The 21015-nt window shown below is 67.4% G+C and carries 18 protein-coding genes; 5 read left to right on the top strand and 13 right to left on the bottom strand.

Going from position 1 to position 21015, the window contains the following annotated elements; genetic code table 11:
• Position 1 precedes the first annotated feature (1 nt).
• Together OVA13_RS05200 and OVA13_RS05195 are read right to left on the bottom strand one after the other, a co-directional pair.
• Complete coding sequence (locus OVA13_RS05200) at positions 2-1174, bottom strand: efflux RND transporter periplasmic adaptor subunit (RefSeq protein WP_267792734.1); 1173 nt, start codon at positions 1172-1174, stop codon at positions 2-4.
• Positions 1175-1187: 13 nt separating this feature from the next.
• Positions 1188-1892, bottom strand: a complete 705-nt coding sequence (locus OVA13_RS05195) for a TetR/AcrR family transcriptional regulator (protein ID WP_267792733.1) — start codon at positions 1890-1892, stop codon at positions 1188-1190.
• Positions 1893-2237: 345 nt separating this feature from the next.
• On the opposite strand from OVA13_RS05195, the gene OVA13_RS05190 reads away from it, so the two are divergent.
• The 5 genes from OVA13_RS05190 to OVA13_RS05170 all read left to right on the top strand — a co-directional run bounded on the left by OVA13_RS05190 (position 2238) and on the right by OVA13_RS05170 (position 10407).
• A complete protein-coding gene (locus tag OVA13_RS05190; protein ID WP_267792732.1) occupies positions 2238-7292 on the top strand; it encodes an NAD-glutamate dehydrogenase in 5055 nt (1684 codons plus the stop codon).
• Between the two features lie 99 nt (positions 7293-7391).
• On the top strand, positions 7392-8000 hold the full coding sequence (locus tag OVA13_RS05185) for a hypothetical protein (RefSeq protein WP_267792731.1): 609 nt from the start codon (positions 7392-7394) through the stop codon (positions 7998-8000).
• Positions 8001-8024: 24 nt separating this feature from the next.
• Entirely contained in the window at positions 8025-8795 is a 771-nt protein-coding gene (locus tag OVA13_RS05180) for an NAD kinase (RefSeq protein WP_267792730.1), read from the top strand.
• Between the two features lie 141 nt (positions 8796-8936).
• Positions 8937-9434 (top strand): hypothetical protein, encoded by a 498-nt coding sequence (locus tag OVA13_RS05175; protein ID WP_267792729.1) that lies wholly within the window; start codon positions 8937-8939, stop codon positions 9432-9434.
• A 64-nt stretch (positions 9435-9498) separates the two neighbouring features.
• On the top strand, positions 9499-10407 hold the full coding sequence (locus tag OVA13_RS05170; protein WP_267793450.1) for a 5'-nucleotidase: 909 nt from the start codon (positions 9499-9501) through the stop codon (positions 10405-10407).
• A 13-nt stretch (positions 10408-10420) separates the two neighbouring features.
• Here the strand turns inward: OVA13_RS05170 and OVA13_RS05165 are convergent, their stop codons facing one another.
• The 11 genes from OVA13_RS05165 to OVA13_RS05115 all read right to left on the bottom strand — a co-directional run bounded on the left by OVA13_RS05165 (position 10421) and on the right by OVA13_RS05115 (position 20981).
• Positions 10421-10957, bottom strand: a complete 537-nt coding sequence (locus OVA13_RS05165) for a DUF2939 domain-containing protein (protein WP_267792728.1) — start codon at positions 10955-10957, stop codon at positions 10421-10423.
• Between the two features lie 20 nt (positions 10958-10977).
• Positions 10978-11664 (bottom strand): DUF2461 domain-containing protein, encoded by a 687-nt coding sequence (locus OVA13_RS05160; RefSeq protein WP_267792727.1) that lies wholly within the window; start codon positions 11662-11664, stop codon positions 10978-10980.
• 37 nt (positions 11665-11701) lie between these two features.
• Complete coding sequence (sbcB, locus tag OVA13_RS05155) at positions 11702-13141, bottom strand: exodeoxyribonuclease I (RefSeq protein ID WP_267792726.1); 1440 nt, start codon at positions 13139-13141, stop codon at positions 11702-11704.
• Positions 13142-13249: 108 nt separating this feature from the next.
• Positions 13250-14620, bottom strand: coding sequence for an FAD-dependent oxidoreductase (locus OVA13_RS05150; RefSeq protein WP_267792725.1), 1371 nt, complete (start codon positions 14618-14620; stop codon positions 13250-13252).
• 30 nt (positions 14621-14650) lie between these two features.
• A complete protein-coding gene (gene kynU / locus OVA13_RS05145) occupies positions 14651-15925 on the bottom strand; it encodes a kynureninase (protein ID WP_267792724.1) in 1275 nt (424 codons plus the stop codon).
• A 163-nt stretch (positions 15926-16088) separates the two neighbouring features.
• Positions 16089-17099 (bottom strand): amidohydrolase family protein, encoded by a 1011-nt coding sequence (locus OVA13_RS05140; RefSeq protein ID WP_267792723.1) that lies wholly within the window; start codon positions 17097-17099, stop codon positions 16089-16091.
• Between the two features lie 121 nt (positions 17100-17220).
• Positions 17221-17862: a nucleotidyltransferase domain-containing protein gene (locus OVA13_RS05135; protein ID WP_267792722.1), complete on the bottom strand. Its 642-nt coding sequence runs from the start codon at positions 17860-17862 to the stop codon at positions 17221-17223.
• Between the two features lie 44 nt (positions 17863-17906).
• Positions 17907-18455 (bottom strand): 3-hydroxyanthranilate 3,4-dioxygenase, encoded by a 549-nt coding sequence (locus OVA13_RS05130; protein WP_267792721.1) that lies wholly within the window; start codon positions 18453-18455, stop codon positions 17907-17909.
• A gap of 1 nt (position 18456) precedes the next feature.
• Positions 18457-18888: a RidA family protein gene (locus tag OVA13_RS05125; protein ID WP_267792720.1), complete on the bottom strand. Its 432-nt coding sequence runs from the start codon at positions 18886-18888 to the stop codon at positions 18457-18459.
• Positions 18881-19546 (bottom strand): carbonate dehydratase, encoded by a 666-nt coding sequence (can, locus tag OVA13_RS05120; RefSeq protein WP_267792719.1) that lies wholly within the window; start codon positions 19544-19546, stop codon positions 18881-18883. Before can ends, OVA13_RS05125 begins: the two co-directional genes overlap by 8 nt.
• Before the next feature lie 7 nt (positions 19547-19553).
• Positions 19554-20981: an aldehyde dehydrogenase gene (locus OVA13_RS05115; protein WP_267792718.1), complete on the bottom strand. Its 1428-nt coding sequence runs from the start codon at positions 20979-20981 to the stop codon at positions 19554-19556.
• Positions 20982-21015 lie beyond the last annotated feature (34 nt).

The raw sequence follows: 21015 nt of genomic DNA, 5'->3' as shown, positions 1-21015 counted from the left end.
CTTACTTCTGCGGCGCGGCGGCAGCGGCGGGTTGCTGGCCAGCCGGAGCGGCGGGCTTCCAGGGCGTCGCCTTGGCGGGTGCGCCAGGCTGTACCTTCTGCACGCCGGACACGATCACCTGGTCATTGGCGGCCAGGCCGGAGGTCACCACCCACTGGCCTTCGCGCGGGTTCTCGGCGGTCACCGACTTGCGCACGACCTTGCCGTCGGCGCCCACCACCAGGACGTACGCGCCGCTGGCATCACGCAGCACCGCATCCTGCGGGATCAGGAAGGCATTCTTGCGTTCGCCCAGCGTGGCCTTCAGCGTGACGAACATGCCCGGCAGCAGCGACTTCTCCGGGTTGGGAATGCGCGCGCGCAACGAGACCGCACCGGTCGCCGGGTCCACCACCGTGCCGGAGAAGTCCAGCAGGCCTTCCTCGCTGAAGACACTGCCGTCGGACAGGATGACCTGCACCTTGGCTTCGCCTTCGCCGGTCAGCTGCAGGCTGCCGTTGCTCTGGGCCATGCGCAGCGATTCCAGTTCGTTGATGCCCAGGGAGAAGTTGACGTACAGCGGGTCGATCTGGTCCACCGTGGTCAGCAGCGTGGCCTCGACCTGGCCGACGAGGGCGCCCTCGGTGACCTGCTGCTTGCCGGCACGCCCCGAGATGGGTGCGGTGACGTTCGTGTAACCCAGGTTGATGCGGGCGGTGGATACATTGGCCTGCGCCTGCTGCACGGCGGCAGCCGCACTGCGTTCGGCGGCCTGCGCGTTGTCCAGGTCGGACTGGGACACGAACTTCTGCGGCACCAGCTGGCGTGCGCGGTCCGCCGCGACCTTGGCGTTGGCGTAGGTCGCCTGCGCCGACGCGAGGTTCGCCTGCGCGGCACTCAGCGAAGCCTGCTGCGGGGCGGGGTCGATCTGGAACAGCACCTGGCCCTCTTTCACCTCGCTGCCTTCCTCGTAGACGCGCTTGATCAGCACGCCGGGCACGCGTGCGCGCACGTCGGAGGTGCGGAACGCCGACAGGCGCCCGACCAGGTCGCGCTGCAGCGGAACGCTCTGCGGCGTGGCCTTCACAACGCCCACCTCGGGCGTCGGCATCTGCTGGGCTTCGGGTTTGCTGCACGCGGCCAGCGCGAACAGGATGGCGCCGGCGAGGGCGTAACGGCGGACGGGGGAGGTCATGGGAAGCTCCGTTTCAGGTTTTCGAGTTCTTGGGAGTGGTGCGTCCGCCCGGGGCGCGAAGGCGCACCACGGTCGGTGGATCGGTGCGCCCATCATCGGCGCGGTGTTTCGCATCGGGCGAGAACGCACGCAGGAAGGCATCCACCGCGAATCGCGCCCACCGCTGCCGCGCTTCGTCGCTGGCGCGATGCGCCACGCCGAAGCGCTGCCTTTCAAGGTCGAGACCGGCGATCATGCCGAGCAGCATCTCCGCGGCGAAGTGCGGTTCGTCATGCCTCAACCGGCCCTGGCGCATCGCATTCCCTATCCAGTCGGCGAGTCTCTGCTGGAGAGTATCGCAGCCATCGTGGTAGAGGGATTGCGCTTCTTGCGGAAAATGGTGCGCTTCCGCAGTCAGCAACCGGTTCGTGGCCATCACCGACGGGTCGCATAGGTGTTCCAGGTGCTGCGTGGCGAACGCCAGCAGGGTGCCGCGCGGGTCTTCAACGTCGCGCGCCAACGGCGTGGTGGCCAGGTCCAGGTGTTCCTCGATCAGGCTGCGCAGCAGTCCCTGCTTGTTCCCGAACTGCGCATAGAGGGTCTGCTTGGAACACCCCGCGCGTGCGGCGACGGCCTCCATGCTGACCTTGAAGCCCTGTTCGCTGAGCAGTTCCCTGACCGCCGCGTGCACACGCAGGCGGCGCTGTTCGATCGCGGACAGTGCGGGGGAGGGGCTCATGGCGATTGGACTATACCGTCCAGTTCAGAATTTAGGAAGGCTTGAAAGCCGCCTTGATCCGTGCACAAAGCGGCGCATCTGCAAGTAAAGACGGCGTGAGGAACGCGGGCGCATGGGGTTGCATGCCATGCGGTGGCGGATGGTAAGTGCAGGCAGCTTCGAGTCGCTTGTCGCCGCACCCGCATGCCCGCCAGGCGCCTGGCGAGTCGCAGGCATCCGGCAAGTGTCGCTAGGCAATCGGTCCTCGAAATGCAAGCGCGATTTTTGACGCCTCGCAACAAGTCTTGTCATCGCGGCGAGGGCTACAATAACCATTCGACTACCAATCGTAGAGTTACCTCCTGCATGAACGCTGCGCGCAGTTCGAAGAAAGCCACCCCGCCCAAACCGAAGAAGGAATCCGGCAAGGCCGCCGCCAAGGCAGCCGGGCCGAAGAAGACCCCGACCGGGAAGGTGGCTGCCCGACCGGATGTGGCGGCGGCCAAGACCGCAGGCGCGACGAAGCAGGCGTTCTCGCTGGACCCCATCCTGTCGGCGATCCGCAAGCGCGTGTCGGGCAAGTCGCAGGCCGAGACGCAGGCCTTCGCCGAAGCCTTCTACATGCGCATGGAAGAGGACGAGTATCCGCATCATGGCGCCGATGCGTGGGCCGCCATTGCATTGAACACGCTCGAATTCGCGCGCAACCGCAAGCCCGGGACGGCCAACGTGCGCGTGTTCAATGCCAGCACCAAGGGGCAGGGCTGGGAATCGCCGCACACGGTCCTGCAGATCGTCAATGACGACATGCCCTTCCTCGTGGACTCGGTGAGCATGGCGCTGGCCGACATGGGCGTTGGCGTGCACGTGCTGGGCCACCCGCTGGTGCGCTTCACCCGCGACAAGGCGGGCAAGATCACGGCGGTAGGCGAAGGCAAGCCGGAATCGCTCATGCTGCTGGAGATCGACCGCCAGCCTGCCGACCAGATGGCCGCCATCGAGAAGCGCGTGCGTGGCGTGCTGGACGAGGTCCGCGCCATCGTCCGCGACTGGGGCAGCATGCGCGAGAAGATGCTCGGCCTGGCCGATGACTTCGCCACGCGCCGGCTGCCGGTGGGCGACGCGGGGCGTCACGAGGCACAGGAGTTCCTGCGCTGGGCCGCGGCCGACCATTTCACGTTCTTCGGCTATCGCGAATACCGGGTCGAGAAGGCCACGGGCGTGCTGCGTGCGGTTGAAGACAGCGGCCTGGGCCTGCTGCGTCACGGCGACACCACGCCGCCGCGCAACGTCAACACGCTGGCCGCCCACTACCTGCCGCAGGGCGGGTCCGTCGATGCACTGATCCTGACCAAGACCAATCGCCGTTCCACCGTGCACCGCCCTGGCAACATGGATTACATCGGCGTGCTGGAGTTCGACGCGAAGGGCAATCCCGTCGCGGAGCAGCGCTTCATCGGCCTGTACACCTCCAGTGCCTACAACCGCCGCCCGTGGGAAATCCCGCTGGTGCGCGAGCGCCACGAGTACGTCATGCAGAAGTCGGGCCTGTCGCCCAGCGGCCACAGCGGCAAGGCGTTGCGCCATATCCTGGAAACCCTGCCGCGCGAGGAGCTGTTCCAGTCCAGCGACGACGAACTCTACCGCACGGCGATGGGCATCCTGGGCCTGCAGGAACGGGTACGCAGCAAGCTGTTCCTGCGTCGCGACCGGTACGGGCGTTTCTATTCGGCGCTGGTCTACATCCCGCGCGAGCGCTTCAATACCGAAGTCCGGCTGCGCATCGAATCGCTGCTGAAGGACGCCATGCGCGGCGAGTACGTCGACAGCAGCGTGCTGCTGGGCGAGTCACCGCTGGCGCAGCTGCACATCACCATCCGCCCGAAGGCGGGCGAGCAGGTGGATGTCGACACGTCCGCGCTGGAGGGCGACATCGCCCATCTGCTGCGCAACTGGCAGGACGACCTGCGCGAGCGGTTGATCGGTCGCCACGGCGAATCCGCGGGCCTCAAGCTGGCCAGCCGTTTCGGCCGTGCGTTGCCCGCCGGTTACATCGAAGTGGTGTCGCCGGAAGGCGCGGCGCGCGACGTCGAGCTGCTGGCCGGCCTGACAGGGCCGGACGACCTGCGCCTGAGCCTGCACGAGTCGCATCGCGAGCGTCCCGGCCAGGGACGCCTGCGCCTGAACCTGTATCGCCAGCAAAGCGACATCCCGCTTTCCGATGCCTTGCCGTTGATGGAGAACATGGGATTGCGGGTGATCTCCGAGCACCCGTTCCGCCTGGAGACCGCCGAGGGCGCGCGCTACATCCAGGAGTTCGAAGTCGAGCCGCAGCACGGCGAGATCGACGTGGAGCGCCTGGCCACCACGTTCGAGGAAGCGTTCGCCCGCGTGTGGAGTGGCGACGCCGAGAACGACGGCTTCAACCGGCTGGTGCTGGGCGCGGGGCTGGCCTGGCGCCAGGTGGCGCTGCTGCGCGGCTACTGCAAGTACCTGCTGCAGACCGGCGTGCCGTTCTCGCAGACCTATGTGGAGGAAACCCTCAATCGTTATCCGCTGTTGGCGCGCCTGCTGGTGGAACTGTTCGAAGCCCGCTTCGACCCGGCCACCGGCAACGAGACCAAGGCGCAGATCAAGGAAGGCCAGGTGCGCTTCTCGCAGCAGCTGCAGGCGTTGGCCGCTGGTGACGAGGCCACGCAGAAAGCGCTGCAGCCGCTGATCGACGCGCGTGGCGAGAGTCGCGACAGGCAGGCGGAGGCCGCGCACCAGACACTGCTGAAACTGATGGACCGCGTCTCCAGCCTGGACGACGACCGCATCCTGCGCGGCTTCATGGGTGCCATCGAGGCCACCCTGCGCACCAGCTTCTACCAGGTGGGCAAGGATGGCTCGCCGGCGCACACGATCAGCTTCAAGTTCGATTCGGCCAAGGTGCCCGACCTGCCCAAGCCGCGCCCGTACCGCGAGATCTTCGTGTACGGCCCGCGCGTGGAAGGCGTACACCTGCGCTTCGGCCCTGTGGCCCGTGGCGGCCTGCGCTGGTCGGACCGTCGCGAGGATTTCCGTACCGAAGTGCTGGGGCTGGTGAAGGCGCAGATGGTGAAGAACACCGTCATCGTGCCGGTCGGCGCGAAGGGTGGCTTCTTCGTCAAGCGTCCGCCGGTGGGCGGCGACCGCGACGCCGTGCTGGCCGAAGGCATCGCCTGCTACAAGCTGTTCATCCAGGGCCTGCTGGACATCACCGACAACATCGTCGGCAACAGGATCGTGCCGCCGGTGAACGTAGTGCGCCACGACCAGGACGATCCCTACCTGGTGGTCGCGGCCGACAAGGGCACGGCGACGTTCTCGGACATCGCCAACGGCCTGGCCATCGCGCACGGCTTCTGGCTGGGCGACGCGTTCGCCTCGGGTGGTTCGGTCGGTTACGACCACAAGGGCATGGGCATCACCGCGCGTGGCGCCTGGGAATCGGTCAAGCGCCACTTCCGCGCGATGAACCGCGACAGCCAGGCGGAGGACTTCACCTGCGTCGGCATCGGCGACATGTCCGGCGACGTGTTCGGCAACGGCATGCTGCTGTCCGAACACATCCGCCTGCTGGCCGCCTTCGACCACCGCCACATCTTCCTGGACCCGAACCCGGATGCGGCCAGGTCGTTCAAGGAACGCGACCGCATGTTCAAGTTGCCGCGCTCCAGCTGGGCCGACTACGACGCCAAGCTGATCTCCAAGGGCGGTGGCATCCATCCGCGCAGCGCCAAGTCCATCGACATCACCCCGGAAGTACGCGCCGCGCTGGGCATCGCCGATGGCGTGAAATCGATGACGCCCAACGAACTGATGAGCGCCATCCTGAAGTCGCCGGTGGACCTGCTGTGGAACGGCGGCATCGGCACCTACGTCAAGGCCGCCAGCGAGACCCATGCTGATGTGGGCGACCGGGCGAACAACGGGCTGCGCGTCGATGGCCGCGACCTGCGCTGCAAGGTGGTGGGCGAGGGCGGCAACCTGGGCCTGACCCAGTTGGGCCGCATCGAGGCCGCGCAGCACGGCGTGCTGCTCAATACCGACTTCATCGACAACTCCGCCGGCGTGGACACCTCCGACCACGAGGTGAACATCAAGATCCTGCTCAATGGCGTGGTGCAGGCCAAGAAGCTGGGCATGGACGCGCGCAACAAGCTGCTGGCCGACATGACCGGCGAAGTGGCCGACCTGGTGCTGTGGGACAACTACCGCCAGAACCAGGCCATCAGCCTGATGGAGCGCATGAGCGTCTCGCGCCTCGGCTCCAAGCAGCACTTCATCCAGACGCTGGAATCGCAGGGCCTGCTGGACCGCCAGATCGAGTACCTGCCGTCCGACGCGGAACTGGCCGAACGCAAGGCGCGTGGCCAGGGCCTGACGCGTCCGGAACTGTCGGTGCTGTTGTCCTATTCTAAGCTGGTGGCATTCCAGCAGCTGCTGGAGTCCGACATCCCGGAGGATCCTTTCCTGTCCAAGGAACTGCAGCGCTACTTCCCGCAGCCGCTGCAGAAGAAATACGCGTCCGAGATGGAAAAGCACCGCCTGAAGCGCGAGATCATCGCCACCGCGGTCACCAACACCACCATCAACCGCATGGGCGCCACGTTCCTGCTGCGCATGCAGGAAGACACCGGCCGCTCGCCGGCGGAAGTGGCCAAGGCGTTCACCATCACCCGCGAGACGCTGGACGCGCGTGCGTTGTGGAACCAGATCGACGCACTGGACGGCAAGGTGCCCGAGTCCGTGCAGATCGACGCCCTGCAGGTCATCTGGAACGTCCAGCGCAGCATGACGCGCTGGCTGCTGACGCGGCAGGGGCCGATCCCCGCCATCGCCACGGCGGTGGACCGCTACCACGACGGCCTCAACGAGATCCGGGCCGCGGACGGCGTGCTGCCGGATTCGCTGCGTCCGGCGTACGAGGCCAGCCTGCGCGACTGGAAGGAGAAAGGCCTGGGCGTGGCCCTGGCCGGCCAGATCGCGGCGCTGCCGTACCTGGAACCTTCCTGCGACATCATCGAACTGGCGCGTGCCCGCAAGCTCAAGCCGGTCGAAGTGTCGAAGGCGCACTACCGCCTGGGCGAAGCGCTGCACCTGCCGTGGCTGCAGGACCAGATCGAGGCGCTCAAGGTGGATGGCCGCTGGCATGCGGTCGCCCGTGGCGTGCTGCGCGACGAACTGGCCAGCCACCAGCGCACGCTGACCGGCCACGTGTTGTCCATGCCGGGCGCCAATGCCGATGCAAAGGTGAAGGCCTGGCTGGGGCGTGATGACAGCGGCCTGCGCTTCACGTTGAACATGCTCAACGAACTGGCCGCGCAGAAGACGCTGGACTACCCGACCGCGTCTGTCGCGGTGCAGCGCCTGGCGCAGCTGGCTGCGCAGCGATAGGCCAGGCAGCCAAGCGCCCGGCCTTAACGCCGGCCATGAGGCATGGTTAGAATCGGGGCGGCCTTCGGGTCGCCCCGATTCGTTCAAGGAGGTGGTCGCATGTCCTGGCGCCTGTGGCTTGTCGCGGTGATGCTGATGGTGGGAACAGGCTTCGCCGAGCCACGCAGGCAGGTGGGGCGGGTCGGTGATGTCCCCGTCTACGCAGACCAGATCACCGGGCAGACAGCGACCGAACGGGCCGACAGTGCCCGTGCGCTGTTCACGCGCCAGGCCTTGGCGGACTGGTACGCCGGCAATGCTGCGGCCACCGCCCTGAGTGACGACGAGCGCCGTATGCTGATCGCGCAGATTGAGGCGTACGCCGCCTGCAGCGGCAACGGCTACACATTGCCGACCGACCCCGCATGGCGGGAGGCCGCGCTGCAGATGCTGGGTGGCAATGCCAAGGTCCAGAAGCGGCTGTACGACCAGTTCGGTAGCGGACGCCTGCTGTTCCAGCAGGCGGGCGTCGAGGCGTTCGATGCCACGCGCCGGCTGCTTGAGCAGCGTGAGCGCGAGGGTGCGTTCACCTTCACCGATCCCGCCGTCCGTGCGTTGGCCTATGATTACTGGGCCCGCGACCACGGTGCCTTCCTGATCAGTGATCCGGCGAAGATCGCCAGGGCGCTGGACGTACGGTCCGCCATCGCCACGTGTCCCCCTGCTTGACCCCCGGCCGCCCTGGAGCCACGGATGTCTTCCACGCCACGCATCGCCTTCCTTGCCAGTCCCGCCGACGAGGCGCAACGGGCGCTGGCGGCGTTGAACGCGGAGCACGGAGTGTGCACGCCTGTCGATGCCGACGTGCTGTGCGCACTGGGCGGCGATGGCTTCATGCTGCAGACGCTGCATCGCCACGGTGCGCTGGGCAAGCCGGTGTTCGGCATGAAGCTGGGCACGGTGGGGTTCCTGATGAACCAGTACCGCCCCGAGGGGTTGCTGGACCGCATCGCCGCCGCCGAGCCGGCCAAGCTGCGGCCGCTGGAAATGCTGGCGCTTACCGAATCCGGTGCCAGCACCGGTTCGCTGGCCTACAACGAAGTCTCGCTGCTGCGACAGACCCGGCAGGCCGCGCATATCCAGATCGATCTCAACGGTGAAACCCGCCTGGACGAACTGATCTGCGACGGCGTGCTGACCGCCACGCCCGCCGGCAGTACCGCTTACAACTTTTCCGCGCACGGGCCTATCCTGCCGCTGGGTTCGCACACCATCGCGCTGACGCCGATCGCACCGTTCCGTCCGCGCCGCTGGCGCGGTGCCATCCTGAAGGCCGACACCGAGGTGCGCTTCCGCGTGCTCGACCCCTACAAGCGGCCGGTCAGTGCCACGGCCGACTCGCATGAAGTCCGTGACGTGGTGGAAGTGACCATCCGCGAATCGCGCGACCGCATGGTGACCCTGTTGTTCGACCGCGAACACAACCTGGAAGAACGCATCCTCAGCGAGCAGTTCATGGTCTGAGGGGCGTCGTGAGGCTGGCCTGCAGCCATCCGCCTCTTGCCGCCGGTGACCGCGCTCATAGCCTCACACTTGTGGGCAGGCCCGCGCCATGTTATCCAGCGCGTGACGTGCTGGTTCGCATCCGCCCGGGGAGGGGTCACGATGCAGATGAAGTTCGCGTGGGCGCTGTGCGCCTTGATGTGCGTGGCCGATGCGTCGGCCTGTTCCCTGTCTTCCGGCATCACCCCGTTCAAGCCCGTCGTGCCGACGGCGCAGGATGGGGTGGCCGGCGATCTGCAGCCGCCCGAGCTGGAAGTGGCCAGCGTCACCCGCGGCGTCGGCACCCGGCATGCGTCCTGCGACGACACGGGCCTGCTGACCGTCAGCGTGGAATGGCCGCGAGGCACCGACTACAAGTTGCGTGAGCTGGGTTTCGAGTTCCGCGTGGTCGCGGGCGATGCCGGGCTGGCGATCTTTCCCAAAGGTCCCGTCGCCGGCCGCGTGGATGGGCGACGCAGTGAATTCCTCTTCATGTGGCGCGATGGCCCGCCGTCCGAGCAGAAGCCGCTCGACCTGCAGGTCGAGGTGCGTGCCGTGACGCCGGACAACCGGCGCGGGCCCCCGGCACTGCTGCGCGTGACCGCGCCGCCCGGGGCCTGAATCGCCGACGGCAAGCGGGCGGGACCGCTCGCGCGCGGATGGCGGCATGGCCGATACTGTCGCCATGGCCGACAACACCCCACGACTGCTCACCGTCGCCGTGACCTCGCGCGCCCTGTTCGACCTGGAAGAAAGCCATGCGCTTTACGAACGGGAAGGCGTCGAGGTCTACAGCGACTACCAACGGACCCACGAGGATGACGTGCTGGCCCCCGGCATCGCGTTCCCCGTGGTACGCAAGCTGCTCGGCCTCAATGCCGGTGCGCCCGAAGACACGCCACGGGTGGAAGTAATCCTGCTGTCGCGCAATTCCGCCGACACCGGACTGCGCATTTTCAATTCCATCCAGCACTACGGCCTGGGCATCGTGCGTGCCACGTTCACCGCCGGTGAACCCACCTGGCCCTACGTGAAGCCGTTCGGTACCGACCTGTTCCTGTCGGCCAACCCGGAGTCCGTGCGGCGCTCGCTGGAACACGGCATCGCCGCGGCGACCATCCTCCCCGCGGGCGCACCGCAGCAGCGGCACGAGCACCAGCTGCGCATCGCGTTCGATGGCGATGCGGTCATCTTCGGCGACGAAAGCGAACGCATCTCGCGCGAGCAGGGGGTCGAGGCATTCGGCCGGCACGAACAGCAACGCGCGCGCGAACCGCTCTCCGGCGGCCCGTTCCGCAACTTCCTGTCGGCACTGCACCAGTTGCAGCAGGTGTTCCCGGCCGATGAGCGATCGCCGATCCGCACCGCGCTGGTCACCGCGCGTTCGGCGCCCGCGCACGAGCGGGTGATCCGTACGCTGCGCGAGTGGGGCGTGCGCCTGGACGAGGCATTGTTCCTCGGCGGGCGGCACAAGGGTCCGTTCCTGGAAGCCTTCGGCGCCGACATCTTCTTCGACGACTCGCAGCACAACATCGACAGCGCGCGGCAGCACGTGGCGGCGGGCCATGTCCCGCACGGCGTGGCCAACCCGTAACGCACGGCGCCGGTCAGATCGGCAGGCGGATGTCCGTCAGGCGCCATCGCAGCCCCTGTCGCGTGAACACGAACACCACCGGATTGCCGTCGGCGTCGGGAATGGTGGCGGTGAAGCGCGAAGGCGATTCATACCGGTGGCTCGCTTCCTTCAGCGGGTCGGCGGGCACCGGCGGCGCGTAGGTGTCGCCGCCGACGGTCTCGCCGATCGCGCGCTTCCACGTCGAGCGCCCCTGCAGGATCGCGGCGATGCCCATGGGGGTGACCAGCGTATCCACGCCACGGCCGAGCACCTGGTTGGCCACCGAAAGCGCGGCGGCGCCGAACAGGTTGGAGGCGATCTCCGGCCCGGCCTGGCGTGCCAGATAGTCCTCGACCTGTGCGCGCAGGTTGACCCGCAGCGCCGGGAAATCGACATGCTTTTCCAGCCTGCCGGTGTCCTGCTCGGCCAGCGCGGTGCGGATGCCGTGGATGGCCAGATAGGGGCCGGCAGCCACATAACCCAGCAGGGCCAGCAGCAGGACCAGGGCCAGCGCGATCCATTTCTTCATGCGCATCGTCTCCAGCAGGGTCAGAATTCCAGATCGAGCGCGGCGCACAGGTAGTCGACGAACGGGCCCAGGGTGGCCAGGTCGGCGGCCAGGACCTGCCGCAACCGCGGGCCGGTGACGACGTCGTTGTCCAGCGAGCGCCAGAATACGAAGTTGCGGTGCTTCAGGTCGTCGATGAACTCGAAATCCGCGGGAAACCCGCGCGGCGGACGCACCAGCTTCTCGCTTTCCTCGAACTCGAAACGCTTGCGGAACTTCGCGTCGTGCGCGGCCTTCTTCCAGCTGCCGGGATTGTCCAGGATGAACTGGCGCACGCGCCGCTGCGTGTCGGGCTCGGGGTGCCACAGGCCGGCACCGACGAAGCATCCGCCCGGTTGCAGGTGGAAGTAGAACGACGGGGCCGGCACCTGCTTGTGGCGCTCGTGGAACAGGCGCGCGCCCTGCCAGGTCTTGTAGGGCGACTTGTCCGTGGAGAAGCGCGCGTCGCGATGGATGCGGAACAGGGATCCGCCGACGGTCCTGGGGTCGGAGCGGAAGTGGATGCTCACTTCGGCCAGGTCCGGCTGCAGGTCGGTCAGCAGGCGGAGGAACGGCTGCCGCACGTTCGCCTCGTACTGCGGCTTGTGGTCGTTGAACCAGGTCTTGTCGTTGTGGCGCGCCAGGCTGCGCAGGAACTTGAAGGTAGCGTCGGTGAAGTAGGTGGCCATGGTATGCGGGTCGGGTCTTCCGGTTCGGCGCGGTGGTTCAGAGCGTAGCCTGCAGATCCTCGCGCCAGGCCTGTATGTGGTCCAGCAGCGCGAGCCTGGTGCCATCGCCGGCGTGCAACGTCCGCAATTCGGCCACCTCGCGGTCGAAACCGTCGAAGCTGTGCTCGGACAGACCGCTTTCGCCGCCCAGGCGCTGGCGGCGGTAATCATCCCAGCGCCGGCGTTCGTCGTGTGTCAACGTCGTCGGCCAGTTGCGCGCGCGATAGCGGAACAGCAGCTCCGGCAGGCGCGGGTCGCGGAACCCGAAGTCGCGCTGCCCAAGCAACTCCGGCGGGGTGGTACGCACGTCGGTGAAGCGGCGCTTGTCGGTGTCGGCGAGGAAGCCGTCGTACAGCGAGGCATCCACATCGGGCCGCTCGAACGTGCGCTCGTTGGCGAATACCTGGCGGACCTTCTCGGCCAGCGCCGGTCCCGCGTCGCGCAGTCGCTGCGCGCGCGCTTCGATGAGCGCCGGGTCCAGCTGCAGGCGTTGGTGATCGGCAGGCCGCAAGTGCGACCACGCGACCAGCGCCGGCGCCTTGTTGAGATGCACCTCTTTCAACGGCACGCGCTGTTCGCCCTCCGGCAGGTCCGCGGCGGGCGTATAGAGGCGGTCCGCGATGTCGTCGGGCGCCATCGACAGCAGCCCCTTCGGGTCGGTGTCCAGGTCGTAGACGATCACGCGGTTGTCGAAGCGCGGGTGCCGGGCGACCGGCAGCACGGGAGCCGCGCACAGGCGGTGGGCGGGATAGCGCTGCGAGACGTGCAACACCGGCATCATCGCGGTGATGTCCAGCAGGCGCGCGGCAAACCGCTTGTCGCGCAGCTGCAGTGCGTACTCCCACAGCCGGGGTTGTGCCTGCTTCATCAGGCGGGCCAGCCCGATGGTGGCGTGGACGTCCGACAGGGCTTCGTGCGCGTCGCCCTCGCGGACATGGTTGGCCAGCGCAAGCTGTTCCAGCTTGAATGACGTCGCGCCATCCTCCCGCTTCGGCCACACGATGCCGTCGGGGCGGAGCGCGTGCATCAGGCGCATCACGTCCAGCAGGTCCCAGCGCGAATTGCCGCCGCGCCACTCCCGCTCGTAGGGTTCGTGGAAGTTGCGGAACAGGCCGTGGCGGACGAACTCGTCATCGAACCGCAGGCTGTTGTAGCCCAGCGTGCAGGTTTCCGGTCGCCCCATCTCGTCGGCGATGCGTGCGAAGGCTTCCGCCTCGTTGACGCCCTGCCGCAAGGCCTGCTGCGGCGTGATGCCGGTGATGAGCGTGGCGGTGGGCGAGGGCAGCAGGTCATCGGCGGGTTGCACGAAGAAACTGATCGGCTCGTCGATCACTTCCAAGGCGGGCGTGGTGCGGACCGCCGCGAACTGCGCAATCCGGCTGCGACGCGGGTCTGCGCCGAAGGTTTCAAGATCGTAGAAGAGGAAGCTTCCGGCCATGAGAAGTCCACTATCCGCTGGTCATTGCCGCGTACCGTTGCGACGGCACGATTGAATGCCTGAACGGACGGTGGGAATGGGCGCGATCGTAGAAGAGAAAGCCTGCACTCACTCCGCGCCGTCCTCCAGTACCGGCAGGCTGGAGAGTACATCGGCATCCACCGCTGCCCAGTCGATGCCTGCCAGGTCGGCGATGCCGCGCGTGTGCCGCATCAGCAGGTGGCGTTGCACCTCGCTGCGGTGCTGCGCCATGGCGTAGGGGATGCGCATGAAGCTGACCATCGTGTAGTGCGGTACGAAGCGCCCCGGGTGGCGTTGCTGCAGGGCCAGTTCGAGTTCGCGCTGCAGCAGGAAGGTCGAATCGTCCACCTTGTCGCGCATCTCGACGTAGTTTTCCAGCGCCATTTCCTGGATCGCCAGCGCGTTGGGCTTGCGCTCGGCCTCGAAGGCGGCGAAGGCGGCTTCCATATCCTCCCCCTGCTGCAGGTGGCGCGCCAGCGATACGCAGTCCTCGAAGGCGCAATTCATGCCCTGGCCGTGGAAAGGCACCATGGCGTGCGCGGCATCGCCCAGCAGCACCGCCTGCGCTCCGACGTGCCAACGGTCCAGGTAGAGCGTGGCGAGCACGCCGGTGGGGTTGCGCTCCCAGTCCTGCTCCAATGCGGGGATCAGCGGTACCGCGTCCGGGAAATCACGCTGGAACAGCGCCATCGCGTCGGCGCCGCTGCGCACGCTGGCGAAACTCGGGTCACCCTGGTTGGGCAGGAACAGCGTGACCGTGAACGTGCGTTCGTCGTTGGGCAGCGCGATGCACATGTAATGGCCGCGCGGCCAGATGTGCAGGGCGTGGGGTTCCATGATGAAGCCGCCATCGCGTGCCGGCGGAATCTCCAGCTCCTTGTACGCATGGTCCAGGAACTCCGTGCGTTCGCCCAGATCCTGGCGCGCCTGCATCGCCGCGCGCAGCGAAGACCCCGCGCCGTCAGCCCCGACCAGGGCGACGAATGGAATGTCGCGACTGCCGCCCTGATCGTCATCGGCGAAACGTGCGTGGCGGGTATCGAAATCGACGCTTTCAAGGCGTTGGTGGAAGTGCAGGCGCGCACCGGCCTGCTGCGCCAGGTCGAGCAGCGTGATATTCAGGTCGCCGCGGTGGATGGACCAGATGACTTCGCTGTCGTCGCGGCCGTAGCGCTGCAACTGCTGGCGTCCGTCCAGCGAGTGGACCATGCGGCCGCGCATCATCACCGCCTGCCGCATCACCGCGTCGTCGGCATCGGCGATGCGCAGTGCATGGCGGCCACGCTCGGCCAGCGCAAGGTTGATCGAACGACCGCCCTCATAGCCCTTCACGCGCGGATCGCCGCGTTTCTCGAACACGTCCACCTGCCAGCCGGCGCGGGCCATCAGCGTGGCCAGCAGCGCGCCTGCGAGACCGGCGCCGATGATGGTGAGGGAGCGCGGGGCGGGTGTATTCAAGTCAGGCGTTCCCGGTCTGGAAGGTCATGGTCAGAACCCGCGCCATGTCTCGACTTCTTCGATGAAGCGATGGACGTCCATGTAGCGGTTGTAGAGCGGCGCGGGCGAGATGCGGATGACGTCCGGTTCGCGCCAGTCGCCGACGATGCCCACCGACAACAGGTATTCGAACAGTTCGCGTCCGCGCTCACGACCCCCGGCCACGCGCAATGAAAGCTGCGCGCCGCGCTGCGTGGTGTCTTCCGGCGTGATGATCTGCAGCACGTCGGCCAGGCGTGCGCGGATGAGCGCTTCCAGCAGGCCGGTGAGCTTGAGGGACTTGGCGCGGATCGCTTCCATGCCGCCGGCTTTCTCGAACAGTTCCAGCGACGCGCGCAGCGGCGCCAGGCCCAGGATGGGGGGATTACTGAGCTGCCAGCCTTCCGCGCCAGGCGTGGGCACGAACTCGGGCGCCATCCGGAAGCGGGTTTCCTTCTCGTGCCCCCACCAGCCGGCGAAACGCGGACGGTCGGTGGTCGCATGGCGCTCATGCACGAAGCACCCCGCCACCGCGCCCGGGCCGGAGTTCATGTATTTGTAGTGGCACCACACCGCGAAATCCACGCCGCTGTCGTGCAGGCGCAGCGGTACGTTGCCGGCGGCATGCGCCAGGTCGAAGCCGACCACCGCGCCGTGTGCATGTCCAAGCCGCGCGATCTCCGACAGGTCGAAGGCCTGGCCGGTGCGGTACTGGATGCCGGGCCACAGCACCAGCGCAAGGCGCGGACCATGCGTCGCGATGGCCTGCTCGATGGCGGCCATCGAAAGCGTGCCGTCGGGCTGGTCGGGCTGCACTTCGATCAGGTCGGTGGCGGGGTCGAAGCCATGGAAGCGCACCTGCGATTCCATCGCGTGCCGGTCGGACGGAAACGCACCGGCCTCCATCAGGATCGCCGGCCGTTCCATGGTGGGGCGGTAGAAGCTGACCATCATCAGGTGCAGGTTGGTGGTCAGCGTGTTCATCGCCACCACTTCGCCGGGCTGCGCGCCCACCACATGCGCCAGGGGTTCGCGCAGCAGCTCGTGGTAGGTCATCCACTGGGCATTGCCGGTGAAATGGCCTTCGACGGCCTCGTTCGCCCATTTGTCCAGCACTTCCTGGATGTGCGTGCGCGCACCGCGTGGCTGCAGGCCCAGCGAGTTGCCGCAGAAGTACACCTGGTCGTTGTACTTGTGGCGCGGGATCAGGAAGTCGTTGCGCAGCGCACGCAGCGGGTCGGCCGCGTCGAGGGCGATGATGTGGGTGCGGGACAGCGGATCGGTCATCGGGTCGTATAGGGTCGGTAGGTGGTAGGAGCGACGTGAGTCGCGACCATGGAGCGTCGCTGGGGATGACGTCGGATGGACTGGTGTCCCGGGAAGATACTGAAGGTCTTCGCCATGCTGTGCCGTGTGGGCGCGACTGACGTCGCTCCTGCAGGGGGCGCCATCACGTGAACCTCGAGGCGGGCAGGCCCAGCCATTCCAGCGCGGTACCGTGATAGAGACGCGCCTGCTGCACCTCGTCCAGGCCCAGCGCGGCGATGCCGGCGCCGGGCTCCTGTTCGCCCAGCGGGAACGGGTAGTCGGTGCCCAGCATCACGCGTTCGTGCCCCACGGTGTCCAGCAGGTAGTGCAGGGCGCGCGGATCGGCCACCCATGAATCGAAATAGACCCGGTCCAGATACTCGCGCGGGTTGCGGTGGTTGTCGGTGGCCACCAGGTCCGGACGCATGTTGAAGCCGTGTTCGATGCGGCCGATGGTGTACGGGAAACTGCCGCCGCCATGGGCGAAGCAGACCTTCAGCCCCGGCAGGCGCTCCAGCACGCCACCGAAGATCAGGCAGCAGGCCGCACGCGACTGCTCGGCGGGCATGCCGACCAGCCAGGGCAGCCAGTACTTCGGCATCGAGGAGGCGCCCATCATGTCCCACGGGTGCACCAGGATGGCGGCGCCCAGTTCGCTGGCCGCCTGGAAGAACTCGAACAGCTCGGGTGCGTCCAGGTTCCAGTCGTTGACGTGGCTGCCGATCTGCACACCCTGCAGGCCCAACTGGTCCATGCAGCGTTCCAGCTCCTGCACGGCCAGGCGGGGCGACTGCATCGGCACCGTGCCGATGCCCGCGTAGTGGCGGGGATAGTCGCGGCAGGCGGCGGCGGTATGGTCGTTGAGCGCCTGGTGCAGCTCCAGCGCATGGTGTGGCTTGGCCCAGTAGCTGAACATCACCGGCACGGTACTGATGACCTGGACCTGCACGCCGAACGTGGCGTAGTCGGCGATGCGCACCTGGGTATCCCAGGTCTTGGGCAGGATCTCGCGGAAGAACTTGCCGTCCTTGTAGATGCGATGGCGCCCGTCGTCGCCGTGGTGGATCACCGGGAAGCGCAAGTCGCCGTACTTGGTCGCCAGGTCGGGCCAGTCGCGGGGCAGGAAATGCGCGTGGGTATCGATCTTCAGCATCGTGGGATTGTAGGGGCTGCCCGCATGGTATTCGCGCTGCAGTGCCGCGACGACAGGACTGCCGGCATGCAGTGCGGTCTCATGATGGCAGTGTGTCGGAGGCGCGCCCGCAGGCGGCAATTCAAGCGGCGAGGTCAACTTCGCCCCCGATCAGCCATTGCCGTGGTTGTTGCAGCACGCGGGTGATGAAGCTGTTCCCCGCCTCGACCCGGGTGCGCAGCTCGTCGCGCGCGCAGACCGTGGGATTGACCTGCCGCCCCAGACGTTCGGCCACCGGGTGCAGCGCCAGCATCACGTCGGCGTAGGCCAGCTCGTCGGCGATCACCATCAGGTCGATGTCGCTGCGGGCGGTGTCGTTGCCCTTGGCGACCGAGCCGTAGAGGAAGGCAGCGTGGATGCGGCCGGCCAGCGGCACCAGCGCTTCGCGCAAGGGCTCGGCCAGGCCGAAGGTCTTGCGGACGATGGAGGCCAGTTCGTCGTGGATCGGTGCAGCGGGATTCGCGCGGTAGCGCTTCTGGTTGCCGACATGCTCGACCGTCAGCAGCCCACTGCCTGACAGCCGCGCCAGCTCCCGCTGGACGGCGCCGCTGCCGGCGCCTGTTGCCTGGATCAGCTCGTTGACCGCGTAGCTGCGCCCGGATCCGCCGAACAGGCAGGCCAGCACGCGCTGCTGGGTGGTGGTGAACAGGGCGCCCGACAAGCTGGCGGTGGCGTAGCGTGCCGCCGCTTCGCTGACCTTACGGGAACCCGTAGCGTCGTTCATGCCCATTTCGGGCACGATAGTGCCCAGATTGGGCAAGTGCAAGCTCAGGTGATGTCGGCCTGCGAATCGGCCTGCATCTCGTAGCGGCTGGGACGGGGGTTCAGATGCCCGCAGGTCTTGCAGGTGCGCAGCTCGTCGTTGCGGTAGAACGCCTCGAACACGCGGAAGAAATCCTGTTCGATGTCGTTGAGGTGGAAGTACTCCTCGTACACCTTCGCGTTGCAGCGCTCGCAGAACCACAGCAGGCCATCGTCCTCGTGCGGCAGGCGCCGGCGCTCGATCACCAGCCCGACCGAGCCGGGCATGCGTTGTGGAGAATGCGGCACGCGCGGCGGCAGCAGGAAGATCTCGCCGGCCTTGATGGGGATGTCACGGACCGCGCCATCCTCCTGGATGCGCAGCACCATCTCGCCTTCCAGCTGGTAGAACCACTCGGGGCCTTCGTCCCAGTGGTAGTCGGTGCGCGCATTGGGTCCGCCGACCACCATGACGATGAAGTCGCCGTCGTAGATCACCTTGTTGCCGACCGGTGGCTTCAGCAGGTGCCGGTGCTCGTCGATCCATGCCTGGAAGTTGAGCGGGTTGGGCAGCATGTCAGCGGGCCTCGGGCAGGTGCGCGATGCATTTCAGCTCGATCGCGATCGGCGTCGGCAGCGCGGTGATGCCCAGCGTGGTGCGGCAGGGCGCGGCGGCCGGGTCGGGGAAATACTCCGTCCACACCCGGTTGTACGCCTTGAAGTCGTGCGCCATGTCGGTGAGGTAGACCGTCACGTCCACCAGGTCTTCCCAGCGCGCACCGCTGGCTTTCAGCACGGCGCGGACGTTGGCGAACACCGCACGGCACTGCGCATCGATGTCGTAGCTGATCAGGTGGCCCTCGGCGTCGTGCACGTTGCCGACGATGGCGTTGCTGGCGGGGTCGCGCGGGCCTATCCCGGACAGGAACAGCAGGCCGCCCACGCGCCGCGCATGCGGATAGTGGCCGACCGGCTTGGGCGCATCGCCGGCGTGGACGATGTCACTCATCACGCTTCCCCTTCGGCGGCACGCCGGCCAGGGCGCGCTGGTAGGCAGGTTGCAGTTCGTCAGCGGCAGCCACGTCCATGCCCAGCTCGCGCACGCGGCCGTCGAAGAGGCTGTATACCCAGCCGTGCACCGCCAGCGGCTGGCCACGCGCCCAGGCGTCCTGCACGACGGTGGTCTGGCAGACGTTGAAGACCTGTTCGATGACGTTGAGCTCGCACAGCCGTGCATGCCGCAGCGATTCGGTGTCCACCTGCTCCAGCAGGTCGGCATGCTTGAGCGCCACGTCCGCCACATGGCGCAGCCAGTTGTCGGCCAGGCCAACGCGCAGGCCAGTCATCGCCGCGTGCACGCCGCCACAGCCGTAGTGGCCGACCAGCAGGATGTGTTCGACCTTCAGGATGTCGACGGCGAACTGCACCACCGACAGCGCGTTGAGGTCGCCATGCGACATGACGTTGGCGATGTTGCGGTGGACGAAGACCTCGCCCGGGTCCAGGCCGAGGATCTGGTTGGCCGGCACGCGCGAATCGGAACACCCGATCCACAGGTAGCGCGGCGATTGTTGCTGTGAAAGGCGCTTGAAGAAGCCCGGGTCCTCCTGCTTGATGCGGTCGGCCCAGTCGCGGTTGTTCTGAAGCAGTTCGTCTAGATGCGTCATGAGGGGATTATCGCAGGCCGAGGCAGATGTTCTTGGGTTCGGTGAAGAAACGCATGGCTTCCAGCCCACCTTCGCGGCCGAGGCCGGAGGCGCCCACGCCGCCGAACGGCGTGCGCAGGTCGCGGGTCATCCAGGTGTTGACCCAGACGATGCCGGCGCGCAACTGCGCCGCCACGCGATGTGCGCGGTCCAGGTCGCGCGTCCAGACGGTGGCCGCGAGGCCATAGTCGCCGCTGTTGGCGAGGGCCAGCGCGTGGGTCTCGTCGTCGAAAGGCTGCAGCGTCACCACCGGCCCGAAGATCTCTTCGCGGTTGGTGGGCGCCTCGGGCCCCAGCCCGTCGATGACCGTCGGAGCGATGTACCAGCCCGGCCGGTCGAGCGCATGTCCGCCGAGCAGGATGCGCCCGCCTTCCTTGCGGGCGCGCTCGATGCAGGCAAGCACCTTGTCGAAGTGGGCCTGCGACACCATCGGCCCCAGTCGCGTGGCCGGGTCGTCCAGGTCGCCCGCCTGCAGGGTGGCAGCGCGCTCGAGCAGGGCGTCGCGGAATTCGTCGTGGATGGCCTGCTGCACCAGCAGGCGCGAACCGCACAGGCAGATCTGACCGGCATTCTGGAACGCCGAGCGCAGCAGCGTGTCCAGGTTCGCGCGCCAGTCGCTGTTGGCGAACACCAGCGTGGCGTTCTTGCCGCCCAGCTCCAGTGACACCTTCTTGAGCAGGGGCGCGGCCAGACCGGCGATGCGGCGCCCGACCGCGGTGCTGCCGGTGAACGATACGGCCTTCACCGCCGGATGCAGCACCAGCGGCTCGCCGACCGCGGGGCCGGTGCCATGGACGATGTTCAGCACCCCACGCGGGAAGCCGATGCGCGCGGCCAGTTCGCCCAGCATCGTGGCGGTGGCCGGGGTGATCTCGGAAGGCTTGGCGACCACGGTGTTGCCCGCCGCCAGGGCTGGCGCGATCTTCCAGGTGAACAGATAGAGCGGCAGGTTCCAGGGCGAGATGGCGGCCACCACGCCCAGCGGCGGCCGCAGGGTGTAGTTGAGCCCGGCTTCGCCATGGTGCGATTCGCTGGAAAACTGGGTGGCGGCGTGCGCGAAGAAGCGCAGGTTGGAAACCGCACGCGGGATCTCGATGTCGCGCGCGAGCGCCAGTGGCTTGCCGGCATCGCGCGATTCCGCGCGCGCGAACTGCGCCAACTGGTCTTCCAGTGCGTGTGCCAGCTTCTCCAGCCAGCGCGCGCGCTCGGAGTTGGGCAGGGATGCCCAGGCGGGCAGGGCGCGGCTTGCAGCCTCCACCGCCTTCTGCACTTCCGCTTCGCCGCCGTCGGCGACCTGGGCATAGGCGCCGGCGGTCGCAGGTTCGAACACCGTGCGCCAGCCGCCGCCGACCGGAGCGGTCATTTCGCCGTCGATGAAGTGGCTGAAACGTTCCATCTGCCGCGTCGGATCCCGGTAGCCCTGGTACCCG

Source organism: Pseudoxanthomonas sp. SL93 (assembly GCF_026625825.1).
In the GTDB taxonomy this organism is placed as follows: Bacteria; Pseudomonadota; Gammaproteobacteria; order Xanthomonadales; family Xanthomonadaceae; genus Pseudoxanthomonas_A.
The sequence above is the reverse complement of the archived record's forward strand: the minus strand, read 5'-3'. Positions and strand labels throughout refer to the sequence as shown.

Bases quoted from the DNA above. Each gene is read 5' to 3' on its own strand.
- OVA13_RS05115 (WP_267792718.1), bottom strand. From the start codon at position 20,981: ATGGAACGTTTCAGCCACTTCATCGACGGCGAAATGACCGCTCCGGTC.
- OVA13_RS05135 (WP_267792722.1), bottom strand. From the start codon at position 17,862: ATGAACGACGCTACGGGTTCCCGTAAGGTCAGCGAAGCGGCGGCACGC.
- OVA13_RS05180 (WP_267792730.1), top strand. From the start codon at position 8,025: ATGTCTTCCACGCCACGCATCGCCTTCCTTGCCAGTCCCGCCGACGAG.
- OVA13_RS05195 (WP_267792733.1), bottom strand. From the start codon at position 1,892: ATGAGCCCCTCCCCCGCACTGTCCGCGATCGAACAGCGCCGCCTGCGT.
- OVA13_RS05130 (WP_267792721.1), bottom strand. From the start codon at position 18,455: ATGCTGCCCAACCCGCTCAACTTCCAGGCATGGATCGACGAGCACCGG.
- OVA13_RS05125 (WP_267792720.1), bottom strand. From the start codon at position 18,888: ATGAGTGACATCGTCCACGCCGGCGATGCGCCCAAGCCGGTCGGCCAC.
- OVA13_RS05160 (WP_267792727.1), bottom strand. From the start codon at position 11,664: ATGGCCACCTACTTCACCGACGCTACCTTCAAGTTCCTGCGCAGCCTG.
- OVA13_RS05185 (WP_267792731.1), top strand. From the start codon at position 7,392: ATGTCCTGGCGCCTGTGGCTTGTCGCGGTGATGCTGATGGTGGGAACA.
- OVA13_RS05190 (WP_267792732.1), top strand. From the start codon at position 2,238: ATGAACGCTGCGCGCAGTTCGAAGAAAGCCACCCCGCCCAAACCGAAG.
- kynU (WP_267792724.1), bottom strand. From the start codon at position 15,925: ATGACCGATCCGCTGTCCCGCACCCACATCATCGCCCTCGACGCGGCC.
- OVA13_RS05165 (WP_267792728.1), bottom strand. From the start codon at position 10,957: ATGAAGAAATGGATCGCGCTGGCCCTGGTCCTGCTGCTGGCCCTGCTG.
- sbcB (WP_267792726.1), bottom strand. From the start codon at position 13,141: ATGGCCGGAAGCTTCCTCTTCTACGATCTTGAAACCTTCGGCGCAGAC.
- OVA13_RS05140 (WP_267792723.1), bottom strand. From the start codon at position 17,099: ATGCTGAAGATCGATACCCACGCGCATTTCCTGCCCCGCGACTGGCCC.
- can (WP_267792719.1), bottom strand. From the start codon at position 19,546: ATGACGCATCTAGACGAACTGCTTCAGAACAACCGCGACTGGGCCGAC.
- OVA13_RS05170 (WP_267793450.1), top strand. From the start codon at position 9,499: ATGGCCGACAACACCCCACGACTGCTCACCGTCGCCGTGACCTCGCGC.
- OVA13_RS05175 (WP_267792729.1), top strand. From the start codon at position 8,937: ATGCAGATGAAGTTCGCGTGGGCGCTGTGCGCCTTGATGTGCGTGGCC.
- OVA13_RS05200 (WP_267792734.1), bottom strand. From the start codon at position 1,174: ATGACCTCCCCCGTCCGCCGTTACGCCCTCGCCGGCGCCATCCTGTTC.